General features: G+C 65.2%; 22 protein-coding genes. 5 read left to right on the forward strand and 17 right to left on the reverse strand.

Annotation, left to right across the window (positions count from 1 at the left end):
* Positions 1–115 precede the first annotated feature (115 nt).
* The 9 genes from NLM15_RS38695 to NLM15_RS38735 form a co-directional block, all read right to left on the reverse strand.
* Positions 116–1,288 carry a phosphoserine transaminase gene (locus NLM15_RS38695; protein WP_254123212.1) on the reverse strand — a complete coding sequence of 391 codons (1,173 nt, stop codon included), beginning with the start codon at positions 1,286–1,288 and terminating at the stop codon, positions 116–118.
* A 79-nt stretch (positions 1,289–1,367) separates the two neighbouring features.
* Positions 1,368–1,559 carry a hypothetical protein gene (locus NLM15_RS38700; RefSeq protein WP_254123213.1) on the reverse strand — a complete coding sequence of 64 codons (192 nt, stop codon included), beginning with the start codon at positions 1,557–1,559 and terminating at the stop codon, positions 1,368–1,370.
* A gap of 188 nt (positions 1,560–1,747) precedes the next feature.
* Positions 1,748–2,212: a GNAT family N-acetyltransferase gene (locus tag NLM15_RS38705; protein ID WP_254123214.1), complete on the reverse strand. Its 465-nt coding sequence runs from the start codon at positions 2,210–2,212 to the stop codon at positions 1,748–1,750.
* Between the two features lie 17 nt (positions 2,213–2,229).
* On the reverse strand, positions 2,230–2,820 hold the full coding sequence (locus NLM15_RS38710) for a glutathione S-transferase family protein (protein WP_254123215.1): 591 nt from the start codon (positions 2,818–2,820) through the stop codon (positions 2,230–2,232).
* 73 nt (positions 2,821–2,893) lie between these two features.
* The gene (locus NLM15_RS38715) at positions 2,894–3,703 is read right to left on the reverse strand and encodes an outer membrane protein (RefSeq protein ID WP_254123216.1); all 810 of its coding nucleotides are present in this window, start codon (positions 3,701–3,703) and stop codon (positions 2,894–2,896) included.
* 186 nt (positions 3,704–3,889) lie between these two features.
* A complete protein-coding gene (locus NLM15_RS38720; protein ID WP_254123217.1) occupies positions 3,890–4,720 on the reverse strand; it encodes an outer membrane protein in 831 nt (276 codons plus the stop codon).
* Positions 4,721–4,957: 237 nt separating this feature from the next.
* Positions 4,958–6,208, reverse strand: coding sequence for an MFS transporter (locus tag NLM15_RS38725; protein WP_305887443.1), 1,251 nt, complete (start codon positions 6,206–6,208; stop codon positions 4,958–4,960).
* 244 nt (positions 6,209–6,452) lie between these two features.
* On the reverse strand, positions 6,453–7,796 hold the full coding sequence (gene glmM, locus NLM15_RS38730; RefSeq protein WP_254123218.1) for a phosphoglucosamine mutase: 1,344 nt from the start codon (positions 7,794–7,796) through the stop codon (positions 6,453–6,455).
* A gap of 216 nt (positions 7,797–8,012) precedes the next feature.
* On the reverse strand, positions 8,013–8,180 hold the full coding sequence (locus NLM15_RS38735) for a hypothetical protein (protein WP_254123219.1): 168 nt from the start codon (positions 8,178–8,180) through the stop codon (positions 8,013–8,015).
* Between the two features lie 106 nt (positions 8,181–8,286).
* Between NLM15_RS38735 and NLM15_RS38740 the strand changes: the two genes are divergently transcribed.
* Positions 8,287–9,423, forward strand: coding sequence for an alpha-hydroxy acid oxidase (locus NLM15_RS38740; RefSeq protein ID WP_254123220.1), 1,137 nt, complete (start codon positions 8,287–8,289; stop codon positions 9,421–9,423).
* A 128-nt stretch (positions 9,424–9,551) separates the two neighbouring features.
* Here NLM15_RS38740 and NLM15_RS38745 read toward each other — a convergent pair whose 3' ends face one another.
* From NLM15_RS38745 to NLM15_RS38780, 8 genes are all read right to left on the reverse strand, one after another.
* Entirely contained in the window at positions 9,552–10,178 is a 627-nt protein-coding gene (locus tag NLM15_RS38745; protein ID WP_254123221.1) for a hypothetical protein, read from the reverse strand.
* Positions 10,179–10,254: 76 nt separating this feature from the next.
* Entirely contained in the window at positions 10,255–10,881 is a 627-nt protein-coding gene (locus tag NLM15_RS38750) for a hypothetical protein (RefSeq protein WP_254123222.1), read from the reverse strand.
* Positions 10,882–10,947: 66 nt separating this feature from the next.
* Positions 10,948–11,787, reverse strand: coding sequence for a shikimate dehydrogenase (locus tag NLM15_RS38755; RefSeq protein WP_254123223.1), 840 nt, complete (start codon positions 11,785–11,787; stop codon positions 10,948–10,950).
* A gap of 53 nt (positions 11,788–11,840) precedes the next feature.
* On the reverse strand, positions 11,841–13,598 hold the full coding sequence (locus NLM15_RS38760; RefSeq protein ID WP_254123224.1) for a SulP family inorganic anion transporter: 1,758 nt from the start codon (positions 13,596–13,598) through the stop codon (positions 11,841–11,843).
* Between the two features lie 98 nt (positions 13,599–13,696).
* A complete protein-coding gene (locus tag NLM15_RS38765) occupies positions 13,697–13,969 on the reverse strand; it encodes a helix-turn-helix domain-containing protein (protein WP_008566993.1) in 273 nt (90 codons plus the stop codon).
* Between the two features lie 317 nt (positions 13,970–14,286).
* The gene (locus tag NLM15_RS38770; RefSeq protein ID WP_254123225.1) at positions 14,287–16,335 is read right to left on the reverse strand and encodes an elongation factor G; all 2,049 of its coding nucleotides are present in this window, start codon (positions 16,333–16,335) and stop codon (positions 14,287–14,289) included.
* A 154-nt stretch (positions 16,336–16,489) separates the two neighbouring features.
* Positions 16,490–16,969, reverse strand: a complete 480-nt coding sequence (locus NLM15_RS38775; RefSeq protein ID WP_254123226.1) for a DUF992 domain-containing protein — start codon at positions 16,967–16,969, stop codon at positions 16,490–16,492.
* A gap of 156 nt (positions 16,970–17,125) precedes the next feature.
* Positions 17,126–18,328, reverse strand: a complete 1,203-nt coding sequence (locus NLM15_RS38780; protein WP_254123227.1) for a pyridoxal phosphate-dependent aminotransferase — start codon at positions 18,326–18,328, stop codon at positions 17,126–17,128.
* Between the two features lie 584 nt (positions 18,329–18,912).
* Here NLM15_RS38780 and NLM15_RS38785 point away from each other — a divergent pair.
* The 4 genes from NLM15_RS38785 (at position 18,913) to NLM15_RS38800 (ending at position 21,069) form a co-directional block, all read left to right on the forward strand.
* Positions 18,913–19,563: a glutathione S-transferase family protein gene (locus tag NLM15_RS38785; protein WP_254123228.1), complete on the forward strand. Its 651-nt coding sequence runs from the start codon at positions 18,913–18,915 to the stop codon at positions 19,561–19,563.
* 155 nt (positions 19,564–19,718) lie between these two features.
* Positions 19,719–19,895 (forward strand): hypothetical protein, encoded by a 177-nt coding sequence (locus NLM15_RS38790; protein WP_254123229.1) that lies wholly within the window; start codon positions 19,719–19,721, stop codon positions 19,893–19,895.
* Positions 19,896–19,980: 85 nt separating this feature from the next.
* Positions 19,981–20,127: a hypothetical protein gene (locus tag NLM15_RS38795; protein ID WP_254124769.1), complete on the forward strand. Its 147-nt coding sequence runs from the start codon at positions 19,981–19,983 to the stop codon at positions 20,125–20,127.
* A 129-nt stretch (positions 20,128–20,256) separates the two neighbouring features.
* Positions 20,257–21,069 carry a PAS-domain containing protein gene (locus tag NLM15_RS38800; protein WP_254123230.1) on the forward strand — a complete coding sequence of 271 codons (813 nt, stop codon included), beginning with the start codon at positions 20,257–20,259 and terminating at the stop codon, positions 21,067–21,069.
* Positions 21,070–21,125 lie beyond the last annotated feature (56 nt).

Genomic DNA, 21,125 nt, shown 5'->3' on the forward strand with positions numbered 1-21,125 from the left:
GGGTGGGGTGAAGCTGCAATCTCGAATTTCGCCGGTGCGCCGCGTGGAGAGATCACCCCACCCCGCCGCACCTGACGGTGCGTCGACCCTCCCCCTCCAGGGGAGGGTCAGAACATCACGCCGCCTTGGCGAGCGTGGCCTTGGTCTCGGCGAAGGCCCAGTCGATCCACTGCGTCAGGATCTCGACGTCCTTGGCCTCGACGGTGGCGCCGCACCAGATGCGCAGGCCTGCCGGCGCATCGCGGTAATACGCGAAGTCGTAGCCCGCGCCTTCCTTCTCGATCAGCGCGACCAGCTTCTTGCTGAACTCGGCCTGCGCGTCCTCGGAGAGCGAGGTGATCGCGGGATCGGTGAACTTCAGGCACACCGAGGTGTTGGAGCGGATCGCGGCGTCCTTGGCCAGGAAGTCGATCCACGGCGTCTTCGCCTTCCAGTCGGCGAGCACCTTGGTGTTGGCGTCCGCACGCGCGATCAGCGCCTTCAGGCCGCCGATCGACTTGGCCCAATTCAGCGCATCGAGATAATCCTCGACGCAGAGCATCGAGGGCGTGTTGATGGTCTCGCCGACGAAGATGCCTTCGTTGATCTTGCCGCCCTTGGTCATGCGGAAGATCTTCGGCAGCGGCCAGGCCGGCTTGTAGGTCTCGAGCCGCTCCACCGCGCGCGGGGAGAGGATCAGCATGCCATGCGCGGCCTCGCCGCCGAGCGCCTTCTGCCAGGAGAAGGTGACGACATCGAGCTTGGCCCAGTCGAGCGGCTGCGCGAACGCGGCCGAAGTGGCGTCGCAGATGGTCAGGCCTTCGCGGGTCGCGCTGATCCAGTCGGCGTTCGGCACGCGCACGCCTGAGGTGGTGCCGTTCCAGGTGAAGACGACGTCGCTCTTGGGATCGACCTTGGAGAGGTCGGGGATTTCACCATAGGCCGCGTTGAGCTTGGTGACGTCCTTGAGCTTCAATTCCTTGACGATGTCGCTGACCCAGCCCTCGCCGAAGGATTCCCAGGCGAGCGTGGTGACCGGACGTGCACCGAGCAGCGACCACAGCGCCATCTCGACCGCGCCGGTATCGGACGCCGGCACGATGCCGATGCGGTAATCGGCGGGCACCTCGAGCACTTCACGCGTCAGATCGATCGCGAGCTTGAGCTTGGTCTTGCCGACCTTCGCGCGATGCGAGCGGCCGAGCGCTGCGTCCTTGAGATTTTGGGCGTTCCAGCCGGGGCGCTTGGCGCAGGGGCCGGAGGAGAAATGCGGCACGTTCGGCCGCGAAGCGGGCTTCGCTACGGTCATGATCTACCCTTCCAGATAGTAAGCCTCCCGTTGGGGGGAGGTGTCCCGCCGCGGCTGATACGGGAATCGGGTAGACCAGTCAAGAAACTTCCGGCGGCTCACGGCGGAGTGAAGGCAATTCCGGCACGATATCGGGGGATTCCACGGCAGCGAGCGCGTTCAGCAAGTCCGTGGCATCGCTGATCAATTGCGCCGCACGGCGACGGCTGCCGACCTTCAAAATGCACTTGTCGTTGGCCTGCACAACGTAATCGTTGCCGACCTTGATCATCGAATAACTTGTCATCGAAATCCCCGAACCGACCGAGCCCGGTGTCCTGACGCTGCGTAGCACCCTTCGTTCCCCAATCAACGTGAACGACGAACGGGTAGTTTATCAGCTCTTAAGATGAACGAACGCGCGATCCGATTTCGCTGATCGCACAACGCTCGCAATGAACTGCCTCAAAACGCGCCGCCTCAAAAGCGGACAGTCATGCCGACATGGCTCGATGTGAATCCGAGTCGCTTGTAGAAGCGCTGCGCATCGACGCGCGTCTGATGCGTCAGCAGTTCGACCAGATTGCAGCCGCGCGCTTTCGCTTCCGCGACAGCCCATTGCACCAACTGCTCGCCGATGCCGCGGCTGCGACAATCGGAAGCAACGCGAACGTCTTCGAGCAGACCGCGGATACCGCCTTGCGAGCTGATGCCCGGCAGGATCGCAAGTTGCAGGCAGCCGACCACCCTGCCCTCGCTCTCGGCGACCACGAGCGTGAGATTTTGATCGCGCTCGACCCGCTCGAACGCTTCGTAATACACGGCAGGCAGCGGATCCTCGATGCGCTCGCGGGCGCGACCGAGATGATCGTCGGCCAGCATGGCGACGATCGCCGCAACGTCCTCGCGGCGCGCGGGACGGATGGAGACGGACTTGTCGTTCATGTCGGGAAACTCCAGGCTCAGCGCGCCGGCGGAAGGCCGAGCCAGGCTTCGACCTCGCCGATCCAGCGGCGGACGGCTGCATGGCGGCCAAGATCGAAACCGCCTTCATGCGCGAGGCGCGTATAGGCGAGCAGCGAGACGTCGGCGAGCGAAACCTCCTCGCCGGCGAAGAAGCGGCTCGCCGCAAGATGCTGCTCCATGCGGTCGAGCGCCGCATAGCCGCGCTTGACCTTTTCCGCGTCGAGCTCGGATGTGTCCTTGCCGAGATAGACGATCTGGAAGCGGCACACCGCGATATAGGGCTCGTGGCTGTACTGTTCCCAGAACAGCCATTCATCCATCTTGGCCGCGGCGAAGGCGTCGCGCGGAACGAGCGCACTGTCGCGCGCGAGATAGCGGATGATGGCATTGGACTGCGCCAGCGTGCGGCCGTCGTCGAAGGCGACGGTGGGCACCTGGCCGGCGCCGTTCATCTTGAGGAATTGCGGCGTGCGCGTCTCGCCCTTGCGGGTGTCGATTTCGATCCACTGGTAAGGCAGCGCGAGCTTGTCGCAGACCCACTTTACCTTCAGGCAATTGCCGGAATTCGTGTCGCCGTAGATCTGCATCGCTGCCGCCCCGCTTTGGAGCGACAGAGCATCAGGACTGACAAGGCCTGTCAATCACCCCCGGCGTACAAGATCAGAACTTGTAGCCGAGGCCGGCGCGGACGGTGTTGATGCTGGTGTCGACCGCCGAGGTAAAGCGGATGTATTCGTACTCGGCCCGCATGAACACGCCACCGACCAGGTTGATGTCGACGCCGAGGCCGGCGCTGTAGCCGTAGATCAGATGGTTGTGCTGCGCGTCGGTCGCGGAGACCGGCCCCTGCAGAACGCCGGCCGGAGTCACATAATCCTGAGCGCTCACCGTGCGAACGATATCGGCATTGCCGAGCGCGAGCCCGCCGAACATGTAGGGCAGGAAGCATCCCCATGCATAGCCGGCCCTGCCGCGAAATGTTGCCATGTCCTTGATCGCGATCGAGGACGTCGAGCTCGCCGTGACGGAGTGCACGTTGCCGTCGGACAGCTGGTTGCTACGGGCTTCACTGGCTGACGCCGATCCACCGAAGGAGCCGTGGAGATAGCTTGCTTCCAAGCCAAGCACGACGTCGTCCCACTGGGCATTGTAGCCGCCGAACACGCCGTAGCCGGTGGTGCGACGGGAAGCCTTGCCAAGGCCCAGATTCCACTGCGAGACGCCCATTTCCGACTCGATCAGGGTATCGGCCAGCAACGCCGCCATCATGTTGCTGGTCGAGCCCCTGAAATTCTCGTCGGAAGAGCCGTACCCGACCTGGCCACCGGCATAGAAGCCTTCCCAACTGACGTAGGATTTGCTCAAGCCGTCGGTGAAGCTGCCGCGCAGGATGGGAAGATCGGAGAGATCGGCCGCATGCGCGGCAGACACCGTCCCCAGCATCGCCACCGCCAACAAAAGCCTACGCATCCCGACGCTCCATCGAACTCGAACTTTTCGCTCTTGATCATGGCCCGTTAACCTTAACCAATGGTTGCGCCGACCGCTTTCGTCGCCACTCGCCATGAAAAATACGCAAAGCAAAACGGCGCGGGATGATCCCGCGCCGTTAAGAAGTCCTAAGCGATGAGGCCTGTCAGCCGATAAGGCTTGCGATCAGCCCTTGGTGACGAGCGGCGGCGGCATGTAGGCCGGCGGGCTGTTGAGATCCCAGCGCACGCCGAGCTTGACGTCGTGCGAGGTGATTTCCCTGACCCTGATCGAGGTCGGGCCCGAAGCGCTGTTGTCGAACAGGCGGTAGTTGCCGGGCGCCCCGTCGCCGAGATTCATGTAGCTGTAGGCCAGTTCGACGGTGAACCCGGGATTGACCTTGTAGGCGAGACCGGCGTGAGCGGCCCAGGCGAAGTTCCACTTTCCGTTGTCGCCGAAGTAGGCGACGCTGTTGTTGAGACCGGGGCTGTACGACACGCCATCGTCGCGGAAGCCGCTGATCTTGTTGTAGGAGCCGCCGACGCCGGCGCCGATGAACGGCGTGATGCACCACCAGGTGCCGAGGTCAACATAGGCGTTGGCCATCACGACCCACTCGGACTTGCTGCCGCTGTAATTGTTGACGCCGACGAAGCCGGGTCCAACGACGTTGTCGCTGCCGTGCAGAGTGGCTTTGCCCCGGTACTGGCCGATCACGTCCGTACGGAACCAGTTGTTGAAGCGGTAGCCAACGCCGAGATCGAACAGGGGCGAAGAGTCGAAGCCGATCCCCTCCGTCGTCTTCGAATACCCAACCGGCAGGGCGCTGTCGATGCGCTTGGCGCTCTGGTTGGTCATGCCGATGTCGCCGCGGAGATACCAGCCGCCAAAGTCGGCGGGCGGAGCCGGCGGCGCGTACATGGGAGGCGGAGCCGCGATCGGCATGTCGGCGGCAAACGCCATCGACGAGATCAGGGTAGCCGCACCCGCGGCAAGGAGAGACTTAACGCTACGCATTGGCTTCGTCCTTATGGCCGGTGAGGCAAAATACGAGCGCCTCACGTTCTGGAAACTCACGGGAGGACGATGGCACCAAATGCTTAAGCGCCACTTAACCCTAATTTTTAAGGTTGATTTTTTCTGACTACACACGCGGATGCGGTGCAAGCGTTGCAAAATTGCAGCGCCCGGAGCTCTGCCGTCCCCGCAATTGCTAACGATGTATGAAGCCGCGTTGCGGCGAAACAGGATCTGTTAACGCGCGTGCCGCGGCAGCCTGGGCAGGAACACCGCAAGCAGGCCGATCGCCGGCAGCCAGGCGCAGACCTGGTAGACGAACTCGATCGAGGTGTGATCGGCGAGCTTGCCGAGCACGGCGGCGCCGAGGCCCCCGATGCCGAACGCGACACCGAAGAACACGCCGGAGATCATGCCGAAGCGGTGCGGCACCAGCTCCTGCGCGAACACGATGATCGACGACGTCGTCGAGGAGATGATCAGGCCGATGATGACCGACAGCACCGCGCTCGCATGGAGCCCGGCATAGGGCAGCGCCAGCGTGAAGGGCAGCGCGCCCAGAATCGAGATCCAGATCACGATCTTGCGGCCGAAGCGATCGCCGAGGGGACCACCGAGAAATGCGCCGACCGCATTCGCGGCGAGGAAGATGAAGAGATAGATCTGCGCCGCCTGCGTCGACACGCCGAAACGATCGATCAGATAGAAGATGTAGTAGCTCGACAGGCTCGCGACGTAGAGCTGCTTCGAGAACAGCAGCGCCACCAGCACGGCAAGCGCGACCGCGACGCGGCGCGAGGTCGGTGCGTCGGGATGGGCCTGAACCGCCGCCGTCTTCTTCGCCTTGATCTGCGGCTCATACCAGCGGCCGATGCGCCAGAGGATGAGAATCGCGAGGAACGCGATCGAGGAGAACCAGGCGATGCTGCCCTGCCCGAACGGCACCACGATCAGCGCGGCCAGCACTGGCCCCATCGAGGTGCCGAAGCTGCCACCGAGCTGGAACACCGATTGCGCAAAGCCGTAGCGGCCGCCGGAGGCCAGCCGCGCGATCCGCGCCGATTCCGGGTGAAACACCGCTGAGCCGAGCCCGACCAGCGCGGCGGCGACGAGGATGACGAGATATTGGTGTGCGGCGCTGAGCAGCAGCAGGCCGAAGAAGGTCGAGGCCATGCCGATCGATAGCGAGTAAGGCTGCGCCTTCTTGTCGGTGTAGTGCCCGACCACCGGCTGGAGCAGCGAGGCCGTGAACTGGAAGGCCAGCGTGATCATGCCGATCTGGGTGAAGTCGAGCGCGTAGGTGTCCTTCAGGATCGGATACACCGAGGCGATCAGGGACTGCATGGTGTCGTTGAGGAAGTGCGAGAAGCTGATGCCCACAAGCACGACATAGGCCGGCCCTGCCGCTGCCGTGGCGGCGGGCGCAACGTCGCTGACGACGACGGGCTCGGTCAGCGTTTCCTCGGAGACGACGACAGGCTTGTTCAATGGGGCGATCCGGCGCGGCGAACCGCCGCATCCGTTTGTTACGATGCAAGCGGCGGTGGAACCACCGCCAATCGCCCATGGCTGGGATGCGCGGGTCCGATTTGCTGCGAAGCAACGCGGCCTGCATGGTTCGAGACGCCCGCTGTGCGGGCTCCTCACCATGAGGGTTTAGGATTTCGCCGAGAAGCACGACCTCATCCTGAGGAGCCCGCGAAAGCGGGCGTCTCGAAGGATGGCCGCAAGCTCAGGCCGCCGCATGTCCGAGCGCGGAGACGATGGTGTCGACGACGTCCTCGACCAGGAGGCGGTCCTCGCCCTCGCCCATGACGCGGATCACCGGCTCGGTGCCGGAGGAGCGGATGAGGAGGCGGCCGTGGCCGTTGAGCCGCTTCTCGCCGTCGGAGATCGCCGATTTGACGTCGGAATCGTCGAGCGGCTTGCCGCCCTTGTGGCGCACGTTCTTCAGGATCTGCGGCAGCGGATCGAAGCGGTGGCAGACTTCCGACACCGGCCGGCGCAGCTTCTGCACCACGGCCAGCACCTGGAGTGCGGCAACGAAGCCGTCGCCGGTGGTGGCGTAGTCGGACAGGATGATGTGGCCGGACTGCTCGCCGCCGAGATTGTAGCCGCCGTTCAGCATCTGCTCGAGCACGTAGCGGTCGCCGACCGGCGTGCGCACGAGATCGAGCCCGTGCCCCTTGAGGAAGCGCTCGAGCCCGAGATTGGACATCACCGTGGCGACGATGCCGGGGCGCGACAGCCGCCCGTCTTCCTTCCAGCTCTGCGCGATCACCGCGAGCAGCTGGTCGCCGTCGACGAGATGGCCGCGCTCGTCGACCAGGATGACGCGATCGGCATCGCCGTCCAGCGCGATGCCGATGTCGGCGCGCATCTCGCGCACCTTCTTCGACAGCGCTTCCGGCGAGGTCGAGCCGCATTCCTTGTTGATGTTGAAGCCGTCGGGCTCTACGCCGATCGGCACGACGTCGGCGCCCAGTTCCCACAGCGCCTCCGGCACCACCCTGTAGGCGGCGCCGTTGGCGCAATCGACCACGACGCGCAGACCATCGAGCGAGAGATCGCGCGGCAGCGTGCGCTTGGCGAATTCGATGTAGCGGTCATGCACGCCGTCGATACGGCGGGCGCGGCCGAGGCTGGCACTTTGTGCCAGCCGCTTGTCGAGGGATTCGTCGAGCAGCTGCTCGATCTGCTTCTCGACGTCGTCGGAGAGCTTGAAGCCCTGCGGGCCGAACAGCTTAATGCCATTGTCCTCGAACAGATTGTGCGAGGCCGAGATCATCACGCCGAGATCGGCGCGCATCGACTTGGTCAGCATCGCGACCGCCGGCGTCGGCATCGGGCCGACCAGCAGCACGTCCATGCCGACGGAGGTGAAGCCCGCGACCATCGCGTATTCGATCATGTAGCCGGACAGGCGCGTGTCCTTGCCGATCACGACCCGGTGGCGGTGGTCACCGCGCTGAAACGCAAGGCCTGCGGCCTGGCCGACCTTGAGCGCCAGCTCCGGCGTGATCAGTCCGTTGGCGCGGCCCCGAATCCCGTCAGTCCCGAAATATTTGCGACTCATATCGTCCCCCACGCAACAACCAGAGATCCCCTTACAACTACGGGATGCCCGAAAAGGCCCCGCATCCCTGATTTGCTGAGTTCTTATAAAGCCTTCGCGGCCAACTTGGCTTCAAGAAATATGATGAATCATTACGGAACCGGGGACAACTACCCCGGTAACTTATTGTTAACACTATATTTCCTGCTGATATAGCGGAACCTGGCGGAACCCGCCCTAGCCGGAGCGCTTCACGTGGCCGTCCTGGCGGCTCGGCGGCGGCTGGGTGACGTTGACCGGATCGGAGCCCGGGAAGGTCTCTTCCAGGCCCTCCTCCAGCGCTTCGTCGAGATCCTGCTTCTCCTTGATCTCTTCCGGCGTCGGCTCGCTGCGTGGCCTGGTCATGACGCCCTCCTCTCAAACGATTTGGCTGTGCATCCAACCATGCTAGATGACCCCTCGATCTTCCGATGCAAGACTCTTGGGTACAAGACGGGCCGGGGAAACCTTCATGAAGCACATCACCTGTATCGACGATCTTCGCACGCTGCATCAGCGCCGCGTGCCGAAGGCGTTCTTCGACTATTGCGACCGCGGCTCCTATGCCGAGGAAACGCTGCGCGCCAACCGCGAGGACATGCAGGCGATCAAGTTCCGCCAGCGCATCCTGGTCGACGTCTCCAAGCGCGATACATCGACCACGATCCTCGGCGAGCCCTCGACCATGCCGCTGATGCTCGCGCCTGTCGGCCTGCTGGGCATGCAGCATGGCGACGGCGAGATCCACGCCTGCCGCGCCGCGCAGGCCGCCGGTATCCCGTTCACGCAGTCGACGATGTCGATCTGCTCGATCGAGGACATCGCCGCCAATGTCGAGAAGCCGTTCTGGTTCCAGCTCTACGTGATGAAGGACCGCGGCTTCATCAAGGCGCTGATCGAGCGCGCGATCGCGGCGAAATGCTCGGCGCTGGTGCTGACCGTCGATCTCCAGGTGATCGGACAGCGCCATCAGGACATCAAGAACGGCATGACGGTTCCGCCGGAATGGTCGCTGTCGAAGCTGATCGATTTTGCCACCAAGCCGGCCTGGGTGTCGGGCGTGTTGCAAGGCAAGCGCCGCACCTTCGGCAATCTTGCCGGTCATCTGAAGGTCAGCGACGACATCACCTCGCTGTCGACCTGGATCAACTCGCAGTTCGACACCGCGCTGAACTGGAACGACATCGACTGGATCCGCTCGATCTGGCCCGGCAAGCTGATCCTGAAGGGCATTCTCGACGTCGAGGACGCCGAGCTCGCCGCGAAGACCGGCGCGCAGGCGATCGTGGTCTCCAACCATGGCGGCCGCCAGCTCGACGGCGCGCCGTCCTCGATCGAGGTGCTGCCCGAGATCGTCGATGCCGTCGGTGACAAGATGGAGATCATGTTCGACGGCGGCATCCGCTCCGGCCAGGACGTGATGCGCGCACTCGCGCTCGGCGCAAAGTCCTGCATGATCGGCCGCGCCTACGCCTATGGCCTGGGTGCCGGCGGCCAGGCCGGCGTCGCCAAGGCGATCGACATCATCCACAAGGAGCTGCTCACGACCATGGGCCTGTGCGGCGTTAACAGGATCGACGAGATCGACGATCATATCATCGCGGTCTAGCCACAACGGCGGTGCCGTAGGGTGGGCAAAGCGTCAGCGTGCCCACCATTTCCGTCTCGCTCGTTGAAGGATGGTGGGCACGGCGCAAGCGCGCCTTTGCCCACCCTACGAGTTCAGCGCTCAATCCCTCACATCGGCGGCGTGATGCCGTCGCGGCCGACGTTCACCCGGTTCGCTTCCAGTGAACCATCGTCCTTCTTGGCCGCGCCGAAAATGATCAGCTTGGCGCCGGGCTTGATCTCGGATTTGTCGCTGGCGACGAAGGTGACGATCGGCGTGTCCGGCGGCACCACCACCTTCTTCTCGCCGTCCTTGTACTTGACCGTGATGTTCTGGCCGTCGGTGCCCTCCACCGTCTGCGCCACGGTCGCGTTGGTCATGGTCGAGTTGGCGCGCGCATCCCAGGGACGAAAGCCTTCGGCCGCGCCGCGCTGGTTCTCGGGGAAGATGTGCACGGCGATCGCCTTCTGCGTCCCGTCGGGCTGGGGCATGCCGGTCACGCCGATATAGGATCCTTCCTTGATCTCGGCGAGCGAGGTCTTCACCACGGCGAAGACCGCGACGTTGTCGGTCATGTGCACCTTCACATCGCTGCCTTCGCGCGTCTTGATGCCCAGCGTGTTGCCGTCGACGCTCTCGATGGTGCCGCGGATGCGGACCGTCGGCGCCTGCTGCGCCGAGACCGATGAGGCGGCAATGCAGGCGGCGAATGCGGCCACGACGACACGTGGCATCAGATAGCTCAGCTTCGGCATGACGGTCCTCTCCAGGGTGGTTGCGGCGATCACTACGGCAACCCCGCATGACCACCGCTATTCCCGGCTGCAGCGTTCACATCGGCGGCGTCAGGCCATCACGGCCGACGCTGACGCGGTTGGTCTCGAACGAGCCGTCCGGCAGCTGCTTCAGGAACGCAATCACCTTGGCGCCGGCCTTCAGGTCGGATTTGTCGCCGGGCACGAAGGTCACGACCGGCGTGTTGTCGGCGACGAAAACTTTCTTCTCGCCGTCCTTGTACTTCACCAGCAGCGTATGGCCGTCATTGCCGACCACGCTCTCCGACACCGTGGCGTTGGTCATGCTGGAGTTGGGCTTGAGGTCATAGGGCCGCGAGCCCTCGCCGGTGCCGCGCATGCTTTCCGGAAATACGTGCACTTCGACCGCGTTCTGGCCACCGTCCGGCCCCGGCACGGTAGTCGCACCGACGAAGGAGCCGACCTTGATGTCGGCGAGTGAAATCTTGGTAATGCCCGACACGTTCACGTCAGGGGCGATGTGGAGCTTGACGTCCTCGCCGCTGCGCGACTTAACCTGCATGGTGTCGCCATTGACGCTCTCGATCGTGCCGCGCACGCGCGTCGGCACCGGCGCCTTCTGCGCGACGGCATAGAGGGTGGAAGCAGCCACCATCGCGACGGCGATGAGCGGGCGCATTAAAGTTACGCGTTGAATAGCCATGACGGTCTCCGATTGTCCCCACGGGGATAGAACTCCGGAGATGGTGTGCTATTCGCGATTATTCGCTCAAGTCTTTGTGAGGTCGGCCTCGACCAGCGCGCGCAGCTCGGCCGTGACTTGCGGCCGCCGGCCGAACCACAGCTCGAAGCCGCGCACCGCCTGGTGCAGGAGCATGCCGAGACCGTCGGCGGTGTTCAGGCCGCGCGCCGTTGCGGCCGCCAGCAGCGGCGTCACCAGCGGAACGTAGACGAGATCGGCGACGACCGCCCCGTCCGGCAGGCGCGCCACGTCGACATCGAGCGACGGCTGGCCGTGCATGCCGAGCGAGGTCGTGTTCACGAGAAGCTTTGCGCGCGGCAGCACGTCGTTGATGCCGTCCCAGGGGATCGGACGCACGTTCGGTCCGAACTGTCTGGCCAGCGTCTCGGCGCGCGCGATGGTGCGGTTGGCGAGGTGGATGCGCTTGATGCCGCGTTCGAGCAGGCCGAACACGACCGCGCGCGAGGAACCGCCCGCCCCGAGCACCAAGGCTTCTTCCGCCCTGTCCCAACCGGCCGCGGCGGCGTCGAGATTGCCGATGAAGCCTTCGACGTCGGTGTTGGTCGAGCGCAGCTCGCCGTCGGCAAACCACAGCGTGTTGGCAGCGCCCACGGCCCTGGCGCGCGCATCGGGGGCGGACAGCGCCAGCACGCCTTCCTTGTGCGGGATTGTGACGTTGGCGCCGACGAAGCCGCGCAGCGACAGCCGCAGCACGAAGTCTCTGAGATCATCGGGCGGAACCGCCTCGATGACATAGCCGCCCTCGATCCCGAGCGTGCGCAGCCAGTAATGATGGATCAGCGGCGAGCGCGAATGCGCGGCGGGCCATCCGATCAAGCAGGCTGCGGGAGCTTTGGACGCGGTCATCTATGCCTCGGGTCGTGGTCGAGGGCGATCCATTTCGCGTCCCGTCGGTCCTGTCAAGCAGGCGGGAGCAGCACCGCGGATCCGCTCGCGGCGGGGGCCGCCTTGATATCGGCGACCGCACGCTCGATGGTCTGCCGATAACGCGCGTGCCGCGGGCTCACACCGTGCGTGAGCAGCGCGCGGCGGACCGTGGGCGAGGCCCCGGTGATGAACAGCCGGATTCCCTGGCGGTGAGCCTTGGCGGCGACGCGGCCGAGCACGTTGGCCGCCGTCGAATCCAGGAACGGGACCGCGGCGAAATCGACCACGAAGGCCTTGCGCCCGTCGGCGACGCCGTCCAGGACGCCGCCGATCGCCGAGGCCGCACCGAAGAAGAACGCGCCCGTGATGCGGTAGACCAGCACGTCGCGATCGACCGCGAGCGCGGAATCGTAAGGAACGCGCTCGCCATTGCCGTCATCGGGACGATCGGCGGCCACGAGCGGCGTGCGCTCCTCGATGCCGGTCATCTCCGACATGCGGTGGATGAACAGCACCGCGCCGAGCGCGAAGCCGACCAGGATGCCCTCGGTCAGGTCGCGGAAGATCGTGAGCAGGAAAGTGGCGAGCAGCACGACGGCATCGCCCCAGGACGAGCGCAGCAGCGTCGCGAATTCGTGCTTCTCCGCCATGGTCCAGGCGACGACGACGAGCACGGAGGCGAGCGCGGCGAGCGGGACGTAGCTCGCGAGCGGCGCCGCGGTCAGCATGAACAGCAGCAGGAACACCGAATGCAGCATCCCCGCCAGCGGCCCGCACGCGCCGGCGCGGATGTTGGTCGCGGTGCGCGCGATCAGGCCGGTGACGCAGATGCCGCCGAACAGCGCCGAACCGATATTGGCCGCGCCTTGCGCCACCAGCTCGCAATTGGAGCGGTGACGGCGTCCGGTCATGCCGTCGGCCACCACCGCCGACAGCAGCGATTCGATCGCGGCCAGCAGCGCGAACGAGATCGCATCCGGCAGCACCGCTTTCGCCTTCGCAAGCGAGAAGGCGGGCAGCGCCGGCGAGGGCAATTCGCGGGGGATGCCGCCGAACCGGCTGCCGATGGTTTCCACCGGCAACGAGAACACCGCACACACGACGGCCGCGAACACGACCGCGACCAGGATGCCGGGCCAGGATGGCCGCCAGATCCGCAAGGCAGCGATGATGGCGATGCTCACGAGCGCAACGGCAACCGCTGACGGATTGATGGTGTGCAGGCCCCCGGCGAGCGCAATGAGCTTCGGAACGAACTCGCTGGGCTCCTTCCCCGCCAGCGTGATCCCGCCGAGATCGCGGAGCTGGCTGGCGAAGATGATCACGGCGATGCCCGCGGTGAAGCCGACCGTGACGGGATAGGGAATGAACTTGATGTAGGTGCCGATGCGCAGCAGGCCCGCGGCGATCAGGACCAGGCCCGCCATCATCGTGGCGAGGATGACGCCGTCGACGCCGTGCCGCTCCGCGGTCACCGCGACCAGCACGATGAAGGCGCCGGCGGGTCCGCCGATCTGAAACCGGCTGCCGCCGAGCAGCGAGACGATGAAGCCGCCGACGACGGCGGTGTAGAGCCCGCGATCCGGCGTCACGCCCGATGCGATCGCGATCGCCATCGATAGCGGCAGCGCGACGATCGCGACCGTGAGGCCCGCGAAGATATCAGCGCGGAAGTCGGCGGCGCCGTAGCCTTCGCGCCAGACGGTGATGAGCTTTGGCAGATACAGTTCGGTAAAGGTCGGCCGACGCAACTGATGCAGGCCGCCTGCCCGCTCGCTGGTAGTGCTCATGCTCCGCTGCCCCACAATGCTCCACTGCATCGTGCGGCCGCGATCGGACGCGACGGTGCGTTAGCTCATCTGCCTTGCGGGCACGATCATCGCAGCGATCATGCCCCGACGCGGCGCGGCGGCCCCGGTTCCTTCAAGCGAACGCCCCGCCCGCCGCTGTCGCTGCGCGCCTGCTCGCCGATCAGCTCCACCCCGGCCCGGTCGAACGCCTCGACCACCTTGATCAAGGTCTCGACCACCCCGCGAACGTTGCCGGTCGAGGCCTCCATCCGCTGGATGGTCGGGAGCGACACGCCGGCAAGCTCGGCCAAGGTTTTCTGGTCAATGCCAAGCAGCGCGCGGGCTGCCCTCATCTGGAACGACGTGATCACCGCGCCCTCACGTATCAGAGTTTATAAGTGATATTATAAACATATACAATGATGTAAAATACATCATTCGCAAGCGGACACAAGAGGGGCGCGCATCGGTCTCCTCCGTCATTGCGAGGAGCGCAGCGACGAAGCAATCCAGAATCCCACCGCGGAAAGACTCTGGATTGCTTCGCTGCGCTCGCAATGACGGGTGGCGACTAAACAAAGAACCGCGCGCGTGCAAAGGCGCCCCCTCACCACTCCCTCTCCCCGTGAAGAACGGGGAGAGGGAGTGAGAGAGTGGCGCCTTCCTGACTACGCGATGCGCTAACCGATCACGCCGCGTGCTGATGCGCGGCGATGATCTGGTCGGCGGCGCGGCCGGTGACTTCGGCCATGTGGTCGAACTGGCGGGTGAAGCTGCCGGCTCCTGCCGTGGCCGAGCGCAATTCGACGATCAATTCGCCGATCTCCGCTTCCGGCATCATGGCGCGAACGCAGTCCCAGCCGCTCCAGCCGTCACGCGTGTCGAAGCCGAGGATCTGGCCGCGCCGCGCCGACAGGATCGCGTTGATCTTGGCGGTGGCGTCGGTCGGGCAGACGATCTCGACCACGTGGATCGGCTCCAGCAGCACCGACTGGCATTGCGGCAGGCCCTCGTTGAGCCCGACCCGCGCCGCCGTGCGGAAGGCGAGGTCGGAGGAGTCGACGCTGTGATAGGAGCCGTCGGTCAGCGTCACCTGCACATCGGTGACGGGGAAGCCGAGCGGACCGCGGGTCAGTCCGTCGACAACGCCCTCTTCCACCGCACCGATATAGTTGCGCGGCACCGCGCCGCCGACGACCTTTTCGGCGAACTTGAACCCCTCGCCGCGCGGCAGCGGCTTGATGTCGAGCACGACGTCGCCGAACTGCCCGTGGCCACCGGACTGCTTCTTGTGCCGGCCGCGCTGGACGATCGGCTTGCGGATGGTCTCCTGGTAGCCGATCGCGGGCGGATGCGAGGTGATCTTGACGCCGAAGCGATCGCGCAGCCGCTCGCTCGCGACGCGCAGATGCATCTCGCCCTGGCCCCACAGCACGGTGTCGTGGGTCTGGGCGTTCATCACGATGCCGAGCGAAGGATCCTCCTCGTGCAGCCGCGCAAGCGCCTGGCCGAGCTTGACGTCGTCCTTGCGGTCGGTGGCGGCAACCGAGATCGCGAGCACCGGCGGCGTCGGCTCCGGGGCCATCAGCGCAGCCGGCGGAGACTTGCCGCTCGTGACCGTGTCGCCGGTCTTGATCGGGTCGACCTTGGCGAGCGCGACCGTGTCGCCGGCTTCGGCCGCGGCACGCTTGGTGTCGTAGGCGCCGTTGACGGCGAGGATGCCGGAGATGCGGCCGCTGCCGCCGGAGGCGGATTGCAACGTGGCTCCGTCGTCGAGATGGCCGGCAAGCAATCGCGTCAGCGACAGCTTTCCGCCGTGCTGCGAATGCAGCGTCTTGAAGACGTAGCCGAGCGCCTCCTTGCCGGCTGGCACGCCGAGACGCTTGGCGGTCTCCTCGATGCCCGGCGCCTCGTGGCGCAGCGCCTTCATCAGGCGCAGCACGCCGTTTTCGCGCGCGGCAGCGCCCAGCAGCACGGGGCAGATCTGCCCCTCGCGCAATTCGCGCGCGAGATCGTCGAACACCGCATCGCGCGGCGGCTGGATGTCCTCGAGCAGTTGCTCCATCAGCGCATCGTCGTGATCGGCGAGCTTCTCCAGCATCGAGAAGCGGGCCTCCTTCTCGCGATCGAGATTTCCGCCTTCGAGCGCGACCACTTCGGAGGCCTTGTGCTCGCGGTAGATGAACGCACGTTCCAGCGCGAGATCGACGAAGCCCTCGATCAGCTCGTCCTTCCAGATCGGGATCTGGCGCAGCACCAGCGGCACACGCGAGGCGGGCTGCAGAATTGCGAGCGTCTCGCGGATGCGCTTGTTGGCGCGGTCGATCTTGTTGAGGAACAGGAAACGCGGGATCTTCAGCTCCTCCAGCTCGCGCAGGATGATCTGAAGCTGCGGCAGCTTCTTCTCATCGGCCTCGCAGACCACGACTGCGGCATCGACCGCAGGCAGCGCGGCGCGCATGTCGTGGGCGAACTCGACGGAACCGGGACAATCGATGAAGGTGTAGCTGTCGCCCATGAAACTCGTGGTGGCGGCAGTCAGCCCGACGGTCATCTTGTGATGACGGGCCTCGGGCGTGGCATCGCCGACGGAAGTTCCGGCGTCGACGCTGCCGGCGCGGGGGATCGCGCCCGTTCGCGCCAATATTGCTTCGAGAAGTGTGGTTTTACCGCTTTGGAAAGGGCCCACCAGTGCTATGCACCGTGGACCTCGGGGACTTCTGACGTCTTGTCCCATTCGCCGCCTCCTTGGTGTGGAGCTCGGCCCATGATTGGGTCGGCAAACGCCGATGCTCTGCCCGTCCCCGAGATTTAGCAAGCATCAAAACGTCGCTGCGGTGCGTCGTTGCCGCGATCGCGTCGGACCGACGCGATCTGCACACGCGGAATTGTCAACGGCCCGGACGGAGTTCCAGGCTCTCGAGGCCGGCAGCGACGTTGAGGCCGACCTGGCCCTGCACGCTGAGTGGCTGAAGCGCGATCGAGTTGTTGGAGCCGCCGACCAGCACGTTACCGCCGAGGCCGACGCCGACCGACGCGCTGCCCTGCGCGCCCGCGTAATTGCCCGAGAGGTCGCCGGGGCCGAGCCGGTCGACCGGCGCGAACACGCCCCACGCCAGCGCCGTCTCCTGGGTGATGCCGATGTCGAGACCGACTTTGCGGATGGTCGCGACGTAGCGATCGTCCGGCAAGCCGTCGGCGCGCAGCACGCAGCCGAGATGGGTCACCGAGCCCACGATGAAGCCGACGCTGGCGCCGCCGCGGCATTCGAGCACGCCGACCCGCGCCATCCGCTGCTGCGCGCTGCTGTTGGCGACGGAGGCCACGAGGCTCGCGACAGTGAGCCCGGCGAGGAGGAGTGAGCGGCGCATGAATATCTCCGGCGATGAATGTGATGCGAGCAGAGCGGCGCGCCTGCAAGCGGTGCGCGACGTTCTATGCCACAAGAGTTTTGGGCGTGCCAGATCGCGCGCGGCAAATAAAAAGGCCCGCCGGAGCGGGCCTTTTCGATGTCTGTCGCGACAGACTTACCGCAGATTGCCGCAGAAGCGCTGGATGCGCTTGCAGGCGTCTTCGAGGTCCGAGGTCTTGGTCGCGTAGGAGATGCGGAACGCCGGACCGAGGCCGAAGGCCGAACCCTGCACCACGGCGACGCCTTCGGTCTCGAGCAGCTCGGTGACGAAGGTCTCGTCATTGTCGATCACCTTGCCCGACGGCGCGGTCTTGCCGATGGTGCCGGCGCAGGACGGATAGACGTAGAAGGCGCCCTCAGGCCGCGGGCACTCGATACCCTTGGCCTGGTTGAGCATGGAGACCACGAGGTCGCGACGCTCCTTGAACACCTTGTTGTTGGCGGGGATGAAGTCCTGCGGACCGTTCAGCGCTTCCACCGCGGCCCATTGTGCAATCGACGACGGGTTCGAGGTCGACTGCGACTGGATCGTCGACATCGCCTTGATGAGCTGCGCCGGGCCGCCGGCGTAACCAATGCGCCAGCCGGTCATGCAATAGGCCTTCGACACGCCGTTCACGGTGAGCGTGCGGTCATAGAGTTTCGGCTCGACCTGCGCGACCGTGGTGAACTGGAAGTCGTCATAGACGAGGTGCTCGTACATGTCGTCGGTCATCACCCACACATGCGGATGCTTGACCAGAACGTCGGTGAGCGCCTTCAGCTCGGTCTTGGTGTAGGCCGCGCCGGTCGGGTTCGACGGCGAGCACAGGATCACCCATTTGGTCTTCGGCGTGATCGCACGATCGAGCGCCTCGGCCTGGAGCTTGAAGCCGGTCGCGGCAGTGCAGACCACCGGCACCGGCTCGCCGCCGGCGAGCGCCACCATCTCGGGATAGCTGACCCAGTACGGCGCGGGGATGATCACCTCGTCGCCCGGATTGATGGTCGCCATCAGCGCGTTGTAGAGCACCTGCTTGCCGCCGGTGCCGACGATGATCTGGTTCGGCTTGTAGACCACGCCGTTCTCGCGCTGAAACTTGCCGATGATGGCTTCCTTCAACTCGGGAATACCGTCGACCGCGGTGTACTTGGTCTTGCCGGCTTCGATGGCGTGGATCGCGGCCAGCTTGATGTTGGCGGGCGTGTCGAAGTCGGGCTCGCCGGCACCGAGGCCGATGACGTTGCGGCCCGCCGCTTTCAGCGCACGTGCTTTATCCGTGACCGCGATGGTCGCGGACGGCTTCACACGGTCGAGCGCAGCGGCAAGGAAGGACATCGTCATCTCCTGACAAGCGTCGTGAACCCTTTGGCCTCACGACTCCGATTGTGGGAATGAGCCACCCTAAAACGTGTGCCGCTGCACCGCAAGAAACTTCGGCCCGATCTCGAAAAAGTTTACGGATCTGGAGCGTTTCAAGGCTGGATTCCCCGCAATTTTCCGCAACTTTGCCGCGCAAACCCCTCATATCCGGCAAGGCTTGTCCTCGGAGCAATTTTGCGCGTTTAGAACGTCGTGAAATCAGATCGCCGTCATGCCCGGGCTCGTCCCGCCTGCGGGCCGAAGCCGCATCGGCGAGGCGAAGGCCGGGGCATGACGATGCGGAGGTATTTTGCGTCCAAACTCCGATCGCTCTGCCCGTTCACACCAACGCACGGCGCAAGGCGTCCGCGCGTTGACGCAAGCGTGATCTGAGTTACAGCGCCGCACGAAAATGATCTTCCGCGGCATTGCAGTGCGGTAGGGTTTTCGAGTTTTTCTATAGCGCGGCCCTTGCGGCGGATTCGCATCGGCATCATTGTTTAGCCGCGACGCATGGCAGGATGCGCCGCGCCTTCCCATCTGCCGGAATCATCCTCAGAATGTACAAGCTCTATTCGATGCAACGCTCCGGCAACAGCTACAAGGTCCGCCTTGCGCTGGCGCTGTTGAACGTGCCTTACGAAGCGGTCGAGGTGGACATTCTGCGCGGCGAGAGCCGCACGCCGGACTTTCTGACCAAGAACCCGTCGGGCCAGGTGCCGCTGCTCGAAGTCGGCGACGACCGCTATCTCGCGGAGTCCAACGCCATCCTCTGGTACGTCGCGGTCGGCACGCCGCTGGCGCCGGAGAACCGCATCGACCGCGCCGAGGCGCTGCAATGGATGTTCTTCGAGCAGCACGCGCTCGAGCCGAACATCGGCGCCGCCTATTTCTGGCTGTCGCTGGTCAAGGGCGGCCGCGATCTCCAGACCCACTCCCTGGAAGACTGGATGGAGCGCGGCTATGGCGCGCTCCAGGTGATGGAGAACCACCTCAAGACCAACGCCTATTTCGCCGCCCGCCAGCTCACGGTCGCTGACATCGCGCTCTACGGCTACACCCACCTCGCCGACCGCTGCGACTTCGACCTCTCGACCTTCCCGGCGATCCGGGACTGGCTGAAGCGCGTGGAAGCTGCGCCCGGCTTCGTGGCGATGGATTGGCGGCCGGCCGACATCGACGATCCCGCCAGCATCGCGGCGGGCGCCTGACGGCGCGACCCGCTCCGGCGAATAGCGGGTATAAGGGGTGCTCTTGCCGCAATCTCGCCATCTTCGGCGCGACGGCCGCCGCAATGTTGCCTGTTGAAACAGGGAAATTGTTCGAGTCGCGGGTGATTCGCTCGCACGTTGAAGGATTTAGACCCATGACTCGGGCGTCCGGTACGGCAGGCTTTCAGGGCCCAACCGCCTCCGTTTCGTCTTCCCGGCTGACCAACGCGGTCGCGGCCTCGCTCGCCGTCGCCGCGCTCTCGCTGTGCCTGATCGTCACCCTGACAGTGCTGTCGACCAAGGCGACCATGGCGATGGGCCTGCCGGTCTGATCCCCGTTTCATCCTGGACCATCCTTCAAGGTGCCGCGCGGCCCGCGCCGACCGGCATCGCGACAGGACCTCGATGAAATCACCTGTGGTAGTCGTTGCAATCACACTGACTGCGGCCATCCTGGTCGCAGCATCGCTGCTGATTTTCACCGGCATGCGCAAGAGCCCCGGGACGTCGACGCTGAACGCGCCGGCGCTGCAACAGCGTCTGAGGCACGCGCATTTGGCCTAAAATCATCCGAAAGCTTGGCGCGCCGGCACAACCTCCCCTTAAGCGTTCCGCACGAATTCGCACCGCACCAGCGCAACGATCAGCCAGTGTTGCGGCCTAAACTCGTTCAGGGAGGAACGAGACAGGCCCATGCGGTTCGGATGGCGTGCGATCTCCGGTCCGGTGCTGACTGCAGCGATTGCGCTGCTGGCGATGCTTCTCGATCGCTTTGTCCCCACGCCCTCGCCTGCCCCCCTGTTCGTCTGCATCGTGGCGCTCGCCGGCTCGCTGTCGGGTCTCGCTTCCGCCATGACGAGCGCCGCCGTCGCGGTGATCGGCGCGGCGCTGTTCTTTCTGAACCATCGCGCCCTGCCGGGCTATGCGGCCGCGGATCTGGTCCGGCTCGGCCTCCTGGCCGCGACGACTGCCGGCACCGCCGCCATCACCGGCCTGATGCGCGAGCGGCTGCTTGGCACATTCGCCGCCGAGCGCCAGAGCCACGCCACCGCCGCGCGGCTGTCGGCCGCGCTCGACCAGGTCGATATCGGCATCGTGCTGCTCGACGCCGAGACCCGTGCCGAATTCATCAACCGCGCATTCCGCGACTATTTTGCGCTGCCGGACGAAGTGGCCGACGGCAAGCCGCCTTTCATCGCGCTGATGTATCACGGCCGCGACACCGGCGCGTTCGAGCTGCCCGAGGATGAGCTCGGCACCTTCATCGCGCAGCGCATGGAAATGGTGCGGATCGGCGATGCCACGCCGATCAACATCGCCTTGCGCAACGGCGAGGTGCTGCGCTTCGTCTGCGCTGCGCTGCCCGACGGCGGACGGATGCTGAGCTACACGCCCGTGACCGACCTCGTGCGCCACACCGATGCGCCCGCGAGCGCCGACTACTACCGCTCGCTGCGCGATCCCGCGGGCCGCAGGCTGATCCGCTATTTGCGCATCGCCGAGTAGGCGCGATTGATCAACACGCCCGTCATCCCGTATGAAGGACGCCTCATCGATCGCGG

This window comes from Bradyrhizobium sp. CCGB20, assembly GCF_024199855.1.
In the GTDB taxonomy this organism is placed as follows: Bacteria; Pseudomonadota; Alphaproteobacteria; order Rhizobiales; family Xanthobacteraceae; genus Bradyrhizobium.

What these genes read in the sequence shown, in the direction of transcription:
- NLM15_RS38695 (WP_254123212.1), bottom strand. Translation starts at nt 1,288, where the DNA reads ATGACCGTAGCGAAGCCCGCTTCGCGGCCGAACGTGCCGCATTTCTCC.
- NLM15_RS38770 (WP_254123225.1), bottom strand. Translation starts at nt 16,335, where the DNA reads ATGGGACAAGACGTCAGAAGTCCCCGAGGTCCACGGTGCATAGCACTG.
- NLM15_RS38740 (WP_254123220.1), top strand. Translation starts at nt 8,287, where the DNA reads ATGAAGCACATCACCTGTATCGACGATCTTCGCACGCTGCATCAGCGC.
- NLM15_RS38715 (WP_254123216.1), bottom strand. Translation starts at nt 3,703, where the DNA reads ATGCGTAGGCTTTTGTTGGCGGTGGCGATGCTGGGGACGGTGTCTGCC.
- NLM15_RS38760 (WP_254123224.1), bottom strand. Translation starts at nt 13,598, where the DNA reads ATGAGCACTACCAGCGAGCGGGCAGGCGGCCTGCATCAGTTGCGTCGG.
- NLM15_RS38780 (WP_254123227.1), bottom strand. Translation starts at nt 18,328, where the DNA reads ATGTCCTTCCTTGCCGCTGCGCTCGACCGTGTGAAGCCGTCCGCGACC.
- NLM15_RS38720 (WP_254123217.1), bottom strand. Translation starts at nt 4,720, where the DNA reads ATGCGTAGCGTTAAGTCTCTCCTTGCCGCGGGTGCGGCTACCCTGATC.
- NLM15_RS38755 (WP_254123223.1), bottom strand. Translation starts at nt 11,787, where the DNA reads ATGACCGCGTCCAAAGCTCCCGCAGCCTGCTTGATCGGATGGCCCGCC.
- NLM15_RS38750 (WP_254123222.1), bottom strand. Translation starts at nt 10,881, where the DNA reads ATGGCTATTCAACGCGTAACTTTAATGCGCCCGCTCATCGCCGTCGCG.
- NLM15_RS38785 (WP_254123228.1), top strand. Translation starts at nt 18,913, where the DNA reads ATGTACAAGCTCTATTCGATGCAACGCTCCGGCAACAGCTACAAGGTC.
- NLM15_RS38735 (WP_254123219.1), bottom strand. Translation starts at nt 8,180, where the DNA reads ATGACCAGGCCACGCAGCGAGCCGACGCCGGAAGAGATCAAGGAGAAG.
- NLM15_RS38700 (WP_254123213.1), bottom strand. Translation starts at nt 1,559, where the DNA reads ATGATCAAGGTCGGCAACGATTACGTTGTGCAGGCCAACGACAAGTGC.
- NLM15_RS38745 (WP_254123221.1), bottom strand. Translation starts at nt 10,178, where the DNA reads ATGCCGAAGCTGAGCTATCTGATGCCACGTGTCGTCGTGGCCGCATTC.
- glmM (WP_254123218.1), bottom strand. Translation starts at nt 7,796, where the DNA reads ATGAGTCGCAAATATTTCGGGACTGACGGGATTCGGGGCCGCGCCAAC.
- NLM15_RS38775 (WP_254123226.1), bottom strand. Translation starts at nt 16,969, where the DNA reads ATGCGCCGCTCACTCCTCCTCGCCGGGCTCACTGTCGCGAGCCTCGTG.
- NLM15_RS38800 (WP_254123230.1), top strand. Translation starts at nt 20,257, where the DNA reads ATGCGGTTCGGATGGCGTGCGATCTCCGGTCCGGTGCTGACTGCAGCG.
- NLM15_RS38705 (WP_254123214.1), bottom strand. Translation starts at nt 2,212, where the DNA reads ATGAACGACAAGTCCGTCTCCATCCGTCCCGCGCGCCGCGAGGACGTT.
- NLM15_RS38710 (WP_254123215.1), bottom strand. Translation starts at nt 2,820, where the DNA reads ATGCAGATCTACGGCGACACGAATTCCGGCAATTGCCTGAAGGTAAAG.
- NLM15_RS38790 (WP_254123229.1), top strand. Translation starts at nt 19,719, where the DNA reads ATGACTCGGGCGTCCGGTACGGCAGGCTTTCAGGGCCCAACCGCCTCC.